The following is a 13,541-nucleotide window of genomic DNA, read 5'->3' as shown; positions in this document are numbered from 1 at the left end:
CTGCAGCTCAACGACATCGAGCATCGCCGCACCCAGGTGCGCCGGCCACAAACCAACGGGTTCGTGGAGCGCTTGCACCGCAGCGTGCCCGATGAGTTCTTCCGTGTCGCGCTGCGCCAGAAGGTCTACACGGAGGTCGTCGAACTGCAGCGCGACCTGGATGCCTGGCTGCGCCACGACAACCATGAGCGGCCGCACCTGGGCTACCGCAACAACGGTCGCACCCCGTACCAGACCGTGCAGCGCTTCGTGCAGCAGGTTCGACAGGAGCCTGCCGGCGAGTCAACAGCTGCAACCCAAGAAGGTTAAGAGTACATCGCAAAACCAGCAAAAACTAAAACATCACCCCCGGCCCAGGCCGGGTTTTTTAATCAGCAAGGATTGCTTTCCTTCACCTCAACCCCAGACCAACCTATTTTTATCGTATCTGGCAAACTTGCTTGTGGTACAGAAAATGCCCAAAATGGCGCCGTGATGCGACCATCCCGCTGCGCTTTGCGCCAAACCTGCTCATAGCCGAAGACGTGCTCACCAAGCGCACAGGGCGGTGCCGCAGCTATAACGACGTTGCTTTCAATACGCTTGCCCCGAAGCCAAAGATTGCAGGTGTCATTGGCATTGAGCGTGATACTGTATTCGACTTCGTGATCTCCTTCTCGCAAGGGGTATCGTTTGGCAGTCCAATCCGACCACCACAATACCGATCCTGGATTGAGTTTGTCGTGGAGGTGCGCAAGCTCTTTTTCCTGCGCAGCCTCATCATCAATTTGAAACGCAACCTTGGAGTTGCCAAACAGCAAGCGCTGATCAATGTCTATGCGCCCTTGGGGCAGCAGATCGCCCACCCTGTGAGAGCGGTGGGTGGTCTTGTTGCCCTCATCGATTTTCAGTTCAAATCCCGGCCGCACAAATGCGAGCACCTTTCCCTCGGACGCGCGCCGGTTTTGGTCAAGCACGGCAATGTTGCAGACGCCATCTTTCAGGGCGCTGTGCCGGTGGCGATTGACGCGCCCTGCCGTCTGAATGATGGAGTGCATGCTGGAGGGCTCGATGATGGCCCAGTCGAAGTCGTGATCGCGCCCCACCTCTTCGGCGGGGGTGGCAACCACGACAAAAACGATCTCGCAGGCCTCATTCCAGGCTTGACCAAGCTCGTCCTGCACGAGGCAGGCAAGCCGTTGGAGCCAGTCTGCTCCCTTGCGCTTCAGGTACCGGTCGAGCCATTCTTCTTTGGCGGTGCGCCGCATGAGTGGCTCGCGGGCATGGTAGGTCATGAGGCGCAGCGGCCGCTGCGCGGGCTGCCTGCCTGCCTGCTCGGCTAAAAAATCAGACACTTCCAAGCAGGTGCTTACGTTGGCAACACGTATCAGTCCCCACGAAAAACGCTTGCCAGGCGCAATCTCGTAACGTGTGGCCTCGTGAAGGGGGCGAATGGCGCGCGTCAGGCTCGCAGGCCAGCTTGGCGGCTCTATCGGCTGCACAAAGGCGCGACGCAGCGTCGCTGAGGCTGCGGCTGCAGATGCCGTCTGCAGACAAAATTCGGCAAACGCTTGCTCATCGTCAAGTGGTGCCCAGCGGGCAGCAGCCGCATGGCTGACCATCAGCATACGAGCAGCAGGTGGCGCCTCATCCTTGCCAAAGGAAGCACAGTAGGCCTGCAACCCACTGCGATAGGCCCGAGTGATCGCCCGGCGCAGGGTGTCGTTCAGGGTGGCGCTGCTGACGATCACATGCCGCCCAAAGGCTGCGGCCGTGTGCACCAGCCGCAGGATGGCGCCTATTGCCTTGGTGTCGTACGAGTCGAACTCGTCGAGGATCAAGTCGCTCGTGAGCAGCCGCAGCAGCGCGAAGGCGTGACGCTGGTTCGGCTCGGTCATGTCGGCAGCCGCATTGAGGAAGTCGGCGGTGCAGCACAAAACGGGGGCGGCCAGCAGCGTCAGCGCTGAGTGGTCGGCGCGCAGTCTGGGGGCCAGGGCGTCCACGACTTCGCGCAAGCCTTCGCCTCCGCAGACGAGGGGGGCGAAGGCTTCGCCGCTGCGATCCGGCTTGTTGCCATCGGCAGCGTCCAGGTCATCGAGGATTGGCGAGGCATACAAGTCCAGAACTTCGCGGCTGCCGATCAGGGCGGCGCACTGCGTACGCGCATCAAGCCCGAGCTCCTCGGTCAGCGCGGTGTGGGTTTGCAGCGTCAGGGTGCGCAGGTTGAAAAGAAGTGCCACGCGAACATGGCGTCCCGCCCGCAATGCACAGGCCAGCCGCATGTTGGCGCGGGTCTTGCCGCTGCCGGTCGCCGCGACGTTGAAGACGAGCGCAGGGCCTTGTGCCTCGCGGGCGGCGCGCACGGCCTGCTCTTGCCAGGCGAATGGTCCCGCCGCCTCCTCTTCAACTTGGGCCAAGCGAGCGGCGGTGACCTCGTCCAAGATAGGAAGCGCGGGCCGGGCAAAGAGCGCCACATTGCGCGAGGCCTGCGCCGCCACGGCTTGCAGGTGCCCGAACAAGTCTTGGTGCAGGCTTCGCTTGCCGCTCTTGTCGCGAATGGTGTTGGCGTAAAGGCGCTCGGCTTCGCCCTTGGCGCCAAAGCGATCGGCGCTGGAAGAAATGCTTTGGTCAGCCAGAATCAAGCACGCTCGCGCCACCAGCGTGATGCTGTGCCAGTAGACGGAACCCGCCGGACAGGATTGGAGCCGCCTCCAGGCGCGTTCGAAGCGCCGCTGCCATGCAAGCCACTCCTGCTGATGCCCCGCCTGGATGATGAGCGCGCGCCGATCTTGCAAGGTCAGCGTGCTGCGCACGTGACGCGCGGGGCCGATCAGTTTGGATGGCGGCAGAACCCCATCATCTGTAGCCAAGCCGAGATCAGGGCTGGCCAGGCCGTGGTGGTGCGTGGCAGCCAGCAGCAGCACGGCAGACAGCGCATCACCGATCGAGTCGCCAAAGGGCATCCACTGGGCATCGAATCGCGCCCCCTGCACGTCCTGGTTCCACGTCTCGATCGCACCCAGCACGCCGGGCTGACCACCTCGCAGCCAGCGCCAGAGGATGTGTGCAGAGACCCACTCGTGTCGGATCGGGTCGCTTTGGGGCTCCTGAGCGGCTTCTTGCGTGCTGCGCCTGAGCTTGGCCTGAAAGTGGGTGTTGGCCTTGCCAATATCGTGCGCCAAGCCTGCGCAGGCGGCCAGCAGCGCAGCGTGTCGCCAGGGCAGCGCCATGCTCCGCTTGCGCTTGGCAGTCTCGGCTACGAAGGCGCCGTGGTTGTCGTAGTGATGACGGTTGCCAACGACCCAGAGCAGCTCCATGCGATCCATGCCAACGTTGCGATAGCACGCCACCGACGTGTGGCGCGAGATCTTGCGTTTGAGCGCCGCGCGCACTTCAGCGAGCGCCTCTTCGGTGATCGGGGTGATCCAAGTCTGGGCCGCGATGCGGTTGGCGTAGGCATCCAGCACCCGCCGTACGCGCTGCTGGGCCCTGCCCTCGGAGTTGCTCACAAAAAGAACGTGCATCAGGCCTCCCTGACTTCTCTGAGGCTCAGAAGGGGCGGCCAGATTGCTTCTGAACTGAAGCCGCTCTGAGCGTAGAGCCGCTGAACATGAAACACCCGGTGACGGGCGATACGGGTTTGGCCGCGCTCGTCGAGATTGAGTTCACGCGCAAAAGCGGCGCGCTGATCTTGTGTGAGCCTCTCATCGAAGACGGCCTGCAGGGTTACGCTTTCTTTTGGCAGGGCAAGCTCTGGCGAAAAATCGGCAGGCATCGAGCGCGCGGACAAGCGCGCTGCGGCGATGCGGCTAATCACGAAAGACTTGAGCGGATAGCCGCTGGCCTGCAGATCGTGCGCCCAGAGCCGAACTTGACCGCCATCGAACTCAAGGCCAACGGGTGCGATCCAGCGAGTGCGAAGGGTATCGCCGACTTTGAGTCCTACGTAGTCGATTTCCAAGGTGCGCTGGATCGGGCGGCCGCTGCCGCCCAGCCGAACCAGAGAACGCAAGATGGCCGAGAGGCTTTCTTGGGAGTTTGCTTGCACGCCCTGCAGCGGTTGCTGCAAGGTCAAGCACTCGTGCTCGCGCAAGCCCGACTCTTGAAAAGGCGCACTGCAGCGCAGCAGTTCCAGCATCACCAGCGGACTGGCCTGCGGATGCTCGGGCTGCCCGAGAAGACGTATGACTTCGCCGCGCTGATGCGTCAGGACGGCGCGCCCCTCGATAGTCCAAGTCTTGGCAGCCCTGATGAGGTCGCGGCTGGCGACCTGAGGCACGATGCCAAAAGCTTCCGTGATGTCCGCAACCTTGCAGCGCCCCACCCAGGTTGCGCGCCTGAGGATGAAGACCTGGCGCCGCAGCACTTCTTGGCTTACTTCGTTTTTCCTCAAGGTTTGAACTATATAGTTCACACAATTTGGACATTATACCCGGCGTGACGCTACCATAACAACACAAGAGACGACATCACAGGAGTCTTGTCGTGGCCGCAATACCTGCCAACACCAAAGCGTTTTACACCCGTTTCGGGCTTGCCTTGTCTACGGTTACAGGACAAGAGCCCAGGCAGGCCTGCAAAGACCTGGGGATCTCAGAGGCCGCCCTCAAAAGCGCCTTCTCCATCAAGGGCAAGAACCTGCAAGCCAAGTGGGATGACGAGCGCATGGAGCGCTTCAATGCCGGCAGCCCCGATCCGGCCGATGCGGCGCTGCTGACTTCGGTGCTGCTGTGGAGCAGCTCGTTGGCCGCCTCGCTCAAAGCCGGCGGCATCGCGCGCGCAGCCTTCGAAGAGGCCTGTCTACAGGCAGCACAAAACGATCCGCAGGCGGCATCGGGCGATCTGGCGGCTTGCTGGAACGTCATGGTGCAGGCCGCTCAAGCGCTCAAAGCTAAGGCGGCCGCCAGCGGGCAGCATGTCCAAAGCGTTCGCGAGGCCGCCTCGGCTGCGGCCTGCCACTTCCACAGCAAGCTCATTCACAGCAGCGCGGAAAGCGGCGCGCTGCTGCGCGTTGGCAGCACCACCAAGGCTCTGCCCTACCTCTACAGCGGTCACTTCGAACACCTGGAGCTCGACTTCTTCCCCAATGGAACCCCGACCGCAGCCACATGCCGCAAGGCCAACGCGCTGCTGCAGCAGCTGCGCGCAGGCCAGACGCTGGCCCAAGAGGATCGCGAAGTCGCCCAAGCCTTTGAGGCCGCCGTGCAAGAGATGGGCAGCGGTGAAGACCGCGCCTGCAACCGCTTCGTGGATTCCAGGCTTCGCCAGCTGAAAATTCCCAAAGATGGCGGCTATGTCGTGATTACGCCGCTGGCCTGCCCCGGACTCTCGCGCGAGATTGCGCGCTGGCAAGAACAGATCCGACAAGAAAAAGAAGAGCCGGGCGAGACGGCGTTTCGTCCGACAACACTTGAACTTGGCTACGGGGGGGCCAACATCCAAAACGCCACCTCCATTCGTGAAGTCACGCGCGTGCTGATTTTTGAGGCGCCCAATGTTGCGGAAAATGCAACAACAGCGGCGCTATCCGTCATCCATCGCGGCTGGCGCGTGCCGATTCGCGACATGGCTGAAGCGCTTGAGGCGCACATTAAGCACGTGCGCAAGAACGCCTGGCTTGACGATCACGACAGCCACCTTGCCAAAACGATTGAACGGGCCGACGGCGGCGCCCTGCAATCCGCGGTTCAGATCGCGGTCGCCGACTGGCGCGAGAAGTTGCAAGCCCTTATGGAGGCAGCAGAAGATAGTCCCGATCTGGCTGAACAGGCGCGGCAAGCAGCCAATTCGCACGGCGTCCTGGTTAAAGCCATGCTCGATGGCGGGCTTGGCCCAGAAGCTGTTGAGGCATTGCAGCACAGCATTGTGCAGGCCATCGAGACTTACTACGACGCCAAGGCCCACAAGGAGCCCGAAACATACCTCCTGAGCGACAAAGAGCGCACGCGCCTGAGGGATTTGGTCAAAGAGCTGGTGGGCGCCAAGATCTGAAGGAGCAAGCACCGTGAGCTATTTGATTTTGAAGCATATCCGCGCGCATCGCGCCAACGGCCTGCAGACGCACTACCTGGCCGCACCCGCCCCCGTCTTTGCGGCCTGCATGCTCGGGCACGCCATTGCGGCGCGCCTCGGAACCCGGGATCTTGGGGTGGCCATCGTCCATCACCGCGGGCACCTGCAGATCGATGAGTGGCCCAGTGAAGCTCCGGCGCGTGCCGCCTGGCAGGTGCGCGGCGCAAGCGGCCCCTCGTCCGCCCCCCTTGAAAACCCCATCCAGCCAGGCGTGCTGGCTGAGCTGGACCTGTCGCTCATCATCAAGCTGGAGCGCGTTGTCGATCTCAAGCAGGTCGAGGGCATTCTTAAGGCCATGCCTTTGCGGCTGGCGGGCAGCCCCATCGCCAGACTGCCGATGCTCATGCAGACCAACGACGCCCATCATGCTCTCAGAAGCTGCGGTCGCGGCTTTGTGACCTTGGATGCACGTCAGTATGTGCAAGCCAAGCTTGATAGTGGCGTCGGTATTTTGGATGCGATGTTCCATCGAACACCCGGCGAAGCCGGATGGTTCGTGCCAGCCACCGTTGGCTACTCGATGTTGAGCCGCTTTGAGCCGCGGCGCAACGTGCGCGATCAGCTGCCACACGCCTGGGCAGAAGCGCTGGTGGGACTTGTGGAGTACCGCTCGACGTTCAGCTTCGGCGAAAACGATTCCATTCCACTCTGGCGTCATGGCTGGGTTGACGACCAGGCCTTCATTGTCCAGCAATAACCTTGAAAGGAGCCCTTATCATGCAACAGCTTGGCAAACTCCCTGGCATCTTCGCCGTGCAGCGTGGCATCATCCTTTCGGATGCGGTCTTTTACAACGCTGTCGATGGAAACGAGCGCTCGCCCGTCAAAGTCGTGCGCCATGGCGTGCTTGGCACTCAAAACGTGGTCGGCAAAGAAAAGGACGTGAAAAATCCGCAGCGCACCGAGTCGGCCAAAACCGAAGCCGATGCCAACGGCCTGATCGTTACGTTCTCGCTCTCTACGATCGACCTGCGGCAAAGCGTCTACGCCTGTTCTGAACCAGACTGGAAAAGCGCGGTGCTCGGTTTCATCGAGCGCTACGAAAACAGTGAGGAACTCCACGAGCTGTGCCGACGTTACGCTCGCAACATTCTCAATGGACGCTGGCTGTGGCGCAACCGTCTGCTCGGCCGTTCAATCACGATCCAAGTGACTTCGACAAAATATCAAAAAACGATCGCGGTTGATGCGCTCAAAATCCCCTTCAACTCTTTTGGCAACTACTCCGCGGAGGAGCAGGAACTGGGCAGCTGGCTGCACGAAAGCTTTGCCGGATCTGTCGACACTATTCACGTGCGCGCCCATCTTGACTTTGGCATGACGGGTTCGATCGAGGTCTTTCCGTCACAAAACATGGTGATGAAAAAGCCCGATGGCTTTGCGCGCAGCCTCTACAAGCTGGATCGCATGAGCCGTCACGATCTCATCAAGCTCGTGGGCGAAACCCAGGCTGATCGCTATATGGCCGACATGATTGACATGGGCATCGCAGCCCTGCGTGACCAGAAGGTCAGCAATGCCATCCGAACCATCGATACGTGGTATGAGGGCTCGGGCGACGCAGCCCCGATCCCGATCGAGCCCCTGGGTGCCAACATCGAGCGCAATATGATCATGCGCCCCCCGAGCTCGGCCAACAATCTCTTTTACTTGTTGCCGCGCGTGCTGCCGACCGCACCTCAAGCCGGTCAATTCAACGCCGAGGCTGCTTTCGTGCTCGCCAATCTGATTCGCGGCTTTGTTGGCAGCGAAAAGGATGAAAAACAAAAGACTGGCGGCGATGAGGAAAACACGGCCAAGAAGCGCGGACGTCCGCCAAAGAATCAAAACAACGACACCGAAGAAAAGCAGGCCGCAGCACAAACTGATACACTTTTCTGAGCACGCCATGTTTGCCCAGTACTATCTCGATATGATGACGCGGAAAAGCGTCGAGATCGCCCCGGGTGTGCTTGTCTCCAGCCTGGTTCAGAAAGCGCACCCTTTTCTGAAAGAGACGGCGCAAGAGCGCCGCTACATCGCTCTGGCCTTTCCTGACATGGGCAAGGGCTTCGGTATCGGAAAGCGGCTGCGCTGGTTTGCCCAGCAACGCGAGACGCTTGAATTTTTGCTTGATGGGCTGCTTGGCGATAGCCGATTTGATGATTACTGGATTGCCAGACAGATCAAGTCTGTTCCAGTCAGCTATGACCGGCAGGCAGCGTATGCTCGCTACCGCATCAGTCACGCGCTTTCCGCAGCACGGGCCGCGCGTCATCCGCGCGCAGACACGCTCAGCGACATCAACCGGAAGATGCGAAACAAGCGCATATCGTACTTACAACAAAGCCCGGCCGGAATTGGCTATCTCGATTTGCGTTCATCTTCCACGCATCAGCAATTCCGGCTGTTTGTCCAGAAGATTGATCGCGGTCCTGATGAGGTGGCCGACGGAGCCATTCCGGACAGCTACGGGTTGTCACGCACATCACAAATCATTCCGCTGCCGGAGTTCGAGTCATGAGCCAAGAGCCGCGCTCGCGCGCGGTTCTGATGTCCAGACGCGCAAACGTCTACTATCTGGAGCACGTTCGCCTGGTGCAGCGGGGCGAGCGCCTGATGTATCTCAGTGAATCGGGAGAAAACATCGATCAATTCATCAACATTCCATACAAAAATACGGCCTTCATTTTGCTTGGCAAGGGCACAAGCATCACCGATGCAGCTGCACGCAGGCTTGCCGAAGCCAACATCGTTCTTGGCTTCTGCGGCAGTGGCGGCTCGCCGCTTTTGGGAGCAACAGATGCAACATTCTGGCTGCCGCAGGACGAATACAGACCAACGGAGTACATGCAGGCGTGGGCGCGCATGTGGTTTGATGAGGGCGCACGTCTGAAGGCGGCGAAAGAATTTCTCGACTTTCGTGCTGATCTCGCCAAGAAAAAGCTTGACGTCGAAGGCGCGGTCGATGCTGCAGAGGCGCTAAAACAAGCTGCCAAACATGCCAGCAGTACAGAAGACCTTCTGTCTGCAGAAGCCGTCTATGCCAGGAGGCTTTATGCGATATTGGCGCGCAAATACAAAATTGACTTTTCGCGCGAGCCCGGCAAAGGCAAAAAGGAGACGGCATCCGACTTGGTCAACAGCTTTCTAGATCACGGCAATTATCTTGCATATGGTTACGCGGCTTGCGCTCTTCACACGCTCGGTATATCATTTGCTTTCCCGGTCTTGCATGGGAAAACACGACGTGGAGCTCTTGTTTTCGACGTAGCGGATCTGGTCAAGGATTGGCTTGTGATGCCGCTAGCGTTCGAGTTCGGCGTCAAGAAGTCCGAAGACCGCGAGCTGCGCGCGGCCATCATCCGTCGCGCGCACGACGACGAGGTTCTCGACCTTCTTATGACCTTCGTCAAGTCTATCTGCGAAAAATACTCGAAAAATCAAGGGCTTGCGCAAGAGTCTCCGCCGCAAGGTTCAGCGTGAGCAGGCATGTGCAAGTGCTTGTCGTTCTTTAAAAACGTGACGTTGTAAGAACGATTATCCGCCGTATAGGCGGCTTAGAAGTCAAGATCACCGCGATGGTGCACTACTACAAGATTATCCGCCGTATAGGCGGCTTAGAAGAAGACCGTGGCGCTGATCGCCAATCTGGCCGAATTATCCGCCGTATAGGCGGCTTAGAAGTGGAAGCCCACCGAGGCCTCCGACCTCAAGATATTATCCGCCGTATAGGCGGCTTAGAAGGGCATCATGAGCAAGTGAGGGGTGCGCTATGCATTATCCGCCGTATAGGCGGCTTAGAAGGGGGTGCAGCGAGTGTGCGGGGAGGGGTGCAGATTATCCGCCGTATAGGCGGCTTAGAAGCGATGCAAGAGCCTGAACCGCTGGCGACTCTCATTATCCGCCGTATAGGCGGCTTAGAAGGTCAACTAGGGGTAAACCCGCAGCGAGTGAACATTATCCGCCGTATAGGCGGCTTAGAAGGGCAATTCGAGTTGCTCGTCACCGGATTCGTCATTATCCGCCGTATAGGCGGCTTAGAAGCAGAACGTTGCAACATCTTCCAGCCCCGGCAATATTATCCGCCGTATAGGCGGCTTAGAAGAGACAGCGAACTTGCTTTTGCCCGTGCCGAGCATTATCCGCCGTATAGGCGGCTTAGAAGTTCCTGACCATGACGCCGGTTGGGCTGATCATATTATCCGCCGTATAGGCGGCTTAGAAGCTTTGTCGCCGGGCTGATCGCCAAGATCGACAATTATCCGCCGTATAGGCGGCTTAGGGAACGTCTGCCCAACCCACCCCTGACCGGGTAGCATGACGCCTGTAAGGAAACATGCTGCAGGAGCGCCGCCGATGAAGCAAGCCAGCTTGGGAGCCGGGTTTGAGCTGAAGGTCAAGACCACCCGCAAGCGCGAGTTCCTGCGGCAGATGGATCAGGTGGTGCCGTGGAAGGAGCTGGAAGCGCTCATTGCCCCGCACATGCCCTTGCCTGGCCCCAAGGGCGGCCGTCCCCCGTACCCGGTGTCGGTGCTGCTGCGGATTCACTTCCTGCAACAGTGGTTTGCGCTGTCGGACCCGGCAGCTGAAGAGGCGCTCGATGACGTGCCGGCCTTTGCTTAAGTTCTCGGGCTGGACCTGGGGGTGGACACCGTGCCGGATGAGACCACGATCCTGCGCTTTGATGAAACCTTCGGTTTTCGACATCTGCTGCAGGAGAAGAACCTGAGCCAGCGCATGTTTGAGCTCGTCAACGAGATCCTCACCCAGCGCGGGCTGATGGTCAGAAGCGGCACGGTGGTGGATGCCACCTTGATCGCCGCACCCAGCTCGACGAAGAACCAGAGCCGCAGCCGCGACCCTGAGATGGTGAGCGGCGATGAGTCGCAGCCGCGAACGACGAAGAAAGGCAACCAGTGGTATTTTGGCTGCAAGGCGCATGTGGGCACGGATGCGGCCAGTGGACTGGCCCACAGCGTGGTGGTCACGCCCGCCAACGTGGCCGACGTCACGCAGGCGCACGCGCTGCTGCACGGCAAGGAACAAGACGTCTTTGCCGATGCGGGTGAACCGCGCGTGGACAAGCGCGAGGAGGTGCAACAGCATCACCCCAAGGTCAACTGGCACGTGGCCATGCGCCCGGGCAAGCGCAAGCAGCTGGACACAAGCAAGCCGCTGGATGCGGTGCTGGATGAGCTGGAGGGCGTCAAGGCGCGCATCCGCGCGCGCGGCGAGCACATCTTCGCTGTGCTCAAGTGCGTCTTCCGATACACGAAAGTCCGCTACAAGGGTCTGAAGAAGAACGCAGCGCAGATCACCACGCTTTTGATGCTGGCCAACCTGTGGCTCGTGCGCAGGCGGCTTATGCAGCCCTGCGTGGGGTAAGTGCGCCCAGACGGGGCGCGCAAGCCCCCTACGGGGCCGCAAAAGGCCCCGGCGGGAGCCGAAACGGCCCCGCAAGACCGCCGAAAGGACGCCCGAATCCATCATGTGAAACCAAAACCCCGCCTCAGCATCAGCAGCGGGGGTTGAGCAGACGTTCCTTAGGAGGCCGCATGATGAGCGCCACCCGCATGCACAACCCGCCGCACCCGGGCGAGGTGCTGAAAGAATGGTTGCCCGAGGGGATAACCGTCACGCAGGCTGCGCAAGCCCTGCGCATGGATCGCGTCACCTTGTCCAAGCTGCTGAACGGACGCGCCGGGGTGTCGGCATCGATGGCGCTGCGGCTGGCGCGCTGGCTGGGCACCTCCCCCGACCTGTGGCTGGGGTTGCAGGCCCAATACGACCTGTGGCGCGCATCCAGGCGCCGCCAGCCTGCCATCGAGCCGCTGCGCAAGGGCGAGCCGCTGGCCGCCTGATGGCCACCCTCGACCCCCCTCCGAAGCCGACAACCCAGCCGCCGCGCTGGCCATAGACGAGCTGCTGGCCGAAAAGGCCGCGCGCCTGCTCGATCACCCGCGCTTGGGCCGCCCCGGGCGCGTCGCCGGCACGCGCGAGCTGGTGGCGCACCTGAACTACATCCTGATCTACGCCATCGCCGGCGAGCAGGTGCGCGTGTTGCGCGTGCTGCGCGCCGCCCGGCAGTGACCGCCGGACGCGCGGTAAGCCAAAGGGCCGCCCGGGCGCGCCCGCAAGGAACCCGTTCTGCCTGACATGATCGCCCGCGCCGCCGACCATGCGGTGCATGGCACGGCCTGACCGCATCCGGGGTGACGCTCTTCCAGCCTTCGGCTCCTCCGCCGCCATCGAGCGGGCGCTGGCGCGCTTTGGCTGGCTGGCCGGGGGCGACTACGACGACCTGCTGCAGCAGCTCGGCATCGGCCGCACCAGGCTGCGGGCGCTGCTGGCCGACGACGAGATCAGCGCGGCGGTGGAGACGCGCCGCCACGCCTGCGTCAACACGCCCTGGCGCGTGGAGCACCCGCAGAGCCGCGCCCGCGCGTTTCTGACCGAGGCGCTGGAGCCGCACGCGCACGCCATCCTCAACGCCGCGTGGGAGGCCGTGCTCTTCGGCTACGCGGTGCAGGAGGTGGTGCTGACGGAGGAGGCCGGCCGCATCCACATTGCGCAGACAACATCGTGGGCGTTGAGCTGTGCAACCACGGCAGCGACAGCGGGCTCATGCAGCCGATGCACCAGCAGCTGCAGCAGCGCTATGCCCGCATTGCGCCGCCGTGGCTGGCCGATGGGGGCTACGTCAACCTGGCCGACATCGAAGCGCTGGATCGGCAAGGCACGCAAGCCTGGGTGCCGCTGCCGGCCAGCCGCAAGCCGGCCAGCGACCCCCATGCGCCCAAGCGCGGCGACAGCCCCGCCATTGCCCAGTGGCGCGCGCGCATGGGCACGCCGCAGGCCGCCTCGATCGATAAGCCGCATGCCAGCCGCGTGGAGTGCGTCAACGCCCAGCTGCGCCGCCGCGGGCTGCTGCGCTTCAATGTCTGCGGCCTGCTCAAGGCACAGGCCGTGCTGCTGTGGCATGCGCTGGCGCACAACCTGCAGCGCATGCTCAGCCTGCAGGCCGCCGCGGCCACCACGGCAGCAGCAGCGGGCTGACAAGGCCGCAGCCCCTTGCCGCAGCACGCGCCACAGCGGCTGCGACCTTGCCCCAGCGTGCAGCGTCTGCGCGCATCGCGCCAACCCTGATGCCGTCTCGACCAAGCCGACGCGCAGCACGGCGAGCCGCCCCGCGCAGGGCTCCTGCGGTTTGGTGGCACGAAAGTTCAATTCCTTCACAACTTCTCAGCACATCGATCGATGTACCGATGAGGCTGCAGGCGGTTTTGATGAAGGCTTTCTCCGCCGGCTTTCAGGGCGGTGGATGGCCCCCGCCAGGCAAGCCCGTAGCGCTGTTGCCTGTTTGCCTGGATCGACGGGCCATGCCCTTTACCACTTGCGCGGCTTGAAGCCCTTGGGTGTCGTGAGCTCAAACATCTCATCACGGATGCGCGCAGTGTAGAGACCTGCCGCTTGGGCTTCTTCTTCCACCCCGGCATCCCAGTCGATGC

At 61.7% G+C, this 13,541-nt stretch carries 11 protein-coding genes, 2 pseudogenes and 1 CRISPR repeat array; of the genes and pseudogenes, 11 read left to right on the top strand and 2 right to left on the bottom strand.

What is annotated here, in order from left to right; translation table 11 throughout:
• Positions 1 to 309 (top strand): integrase core domain-containing protein (locus Talka_RS11535; RefSeq protein WP_185970150.1); only part of this gene is annotated, 309 nt, incomplete at its 5' end.
• A 62-nt stretch (positions 310 to 371) separates the two neighbouring features.
• Here the strand turns inward: Talka_RS11535 and Talka_RS11530 are convergent.
• Both Talka_RS11530 and Talka_RS11525 read right to left on the bottom strand, forming a co-directional pair.
• Entirely contained in the window at positions 372 to 3,503 is a 3,132-nt protein-coding gene (locus tag Talka_RS11530; protein ID WP_143891469.1) for a CRISPR-associated endonuclease Cas3'', read from the bottom strand.
• Positions 3,503 to 4,393 carry a hypothetical protein gene (locus Talka_RS11525; protein WP_221933893.1) on the bottom strand — a complete coding sequence of 297 codons (891 nt, stop codon included), beginning with the start codon at positions 4,391 to 4,393 and terminating at the stop codon, positions 3,503 to 3,505. Before Talka_RS11525 ends, Talka_RS11530 begins: the two co-directional genes overlap by 1 nt.
• 71 nt (positions 4,394 to 4,464) lie before the next feature.
• On the opposite strand from Talka_RS11525, the gene Talka_RS11520 reads away from it, so the two are divergent.
• The 10 genes and pseudogenes from Talka_RS11520 (at position 4,465) to Talka_RS11480 (ending at position 13,089) form a co-directional block, all read left to right on the top strand.
• Positions 4,465 to 5,970 (top strand): hypothetical protein, encoded by a 1,506-nt coding sequence (locus Talka_RS11520; protein ID WP_143891467.1) that lies wholly within the window; start codon positions 4,465 to 4,467, stop codon positions 5,968 to 5,970.
• Between the two features lie 13 nt (positions 5,971 to 5,983).
• Positions 5,984 to 6,748, top strand: coding sequence for a type I-F CRISPR-associated protein Csy2 (locus Talka_RS11515; protein ID WP_143891466.1), 765 nt, complete (start codon positions 5,984 to 5,986; stop codon positions 6,746 to 6,748).
• Positions 6,749 to 6,768: 20 nt separating this feature from the next.
• Positions 6,769 to 7,932 (top strand): type I-F CRISPR-associated protein Csy3, encoded by a 1,164-nt coding sequence (csy3, locus tag Talka_RS11510; RefSeq protein ID WP_143891465.1) that lies wholly within the window; start codon positions 6,769 to 6,771, stop codon positions 7,930 to 7,932.
• A 7-nt stretch (positions 7,933 to 7,939) separates the two neighbouring features.
• Positions 7,940 to 8,554, top strand: coding sequence for a type I-F CRISPR-associated endoribonuclease Cas6/Csy4 (gene cas6f / locus Talka_RS11505; RefSeq protein ID WP_185970149.1), 615 nt, complete (start codon positions 7,940 to 7,942; stop codon positions 8,552 to 8,554).
• Positions 8,551 to 9,516: a type I-F CRISPR-associated endonuclease Cas1f gene (gene cas1f / locus Talka_RS11500; protein ID WP_143891463.1), complete on the top strand. Its 966-nt coding sequence runs from the start codon at positions 8,551 to 8,553 to the stop codon at positions 9,514 to 9,516. Before cas6f ends, cas1f begins: the two co-directional genes overlap by 4 nt.
• Positions 9,517 to 9,569: 53 nt before the next feature.
• A CRISPR array of direct repeats spans positions 9,570 to 10,318; the repeat unit is 28 nt; unit sequence ATTATCCGCCGTATAGGCGGCTTAGAAG.
• Between the two features lie 71 nt (positions 10,319 to 10,389).
• Positions 10,390 to 11,418, top strand: a pseudogene (locus Talka_RS11495) (IS5 family transposase).
• 173 nt (positions 11,419 to 11,591) lie between these two features.
• Positions 11,592 to 11,894 (top strand): HigA family addiction module antitoxin, encoded by a 303-nt coding sequence (locus Talka_RS11490; RefSeq protein WP_143891471.1) that lies wholly within the window; start codon positions 11,592 to 11,594, stop codon positions 11,892 to 11,894.
• Positions 11,851 to 12,123: a type II toxin-antitoxin system RelE/ParE family toxin gene (locus Talka_RS12245; RefSeq protein ID WP_143891462.1), complete on the top strand. Its 273-nt coding sequence runs from the start codon at positions 11,851 to 11,853 to the stop codon at positions 12,121 to 12,123. The genes Talka_RS11490 and Talka_RS12245 overlap by 44 nt, the downstream gene beginning before the upstream one ends.
• 88 nt (positions 12,124 to 12,211) lie before the next feature.
• Positions 12,212 to 12,586 (top strand): annotated as a pseudogene (locus tag Talka_RS12315) (phage portal protein family protein); the annotation flags it as partial.
• 29 nt (positions 12,587 to 12,615) lie between these two features.
• Entirely contained in the window at positions 12,616 to 13,089 is a 474-nt protein-coding gene (locus Talka_RS11480; protein WP_143891461.1) for a transposase, read from the top strand.
• Positions 13,090 to 13,541: the final 452 nt, after the last annotated feature.

The sequence above is a fragment of the Tepidimonas alkaliphilus genome, assembly GCF_007556595.1.
Taxonomy (GTDB): Bacteria; Pseudomonadota; Gammaproteobacteria; order Burkholderiales; family Burkholderiaceae_C; genus Tepidimonas; species Tepidimonas alkaliphila.
The sequence above is the reverse complement of the archived record's forward strand: the minus strand, read 5'-3'. Positions and strand labels throughout refer to the sequence as shown.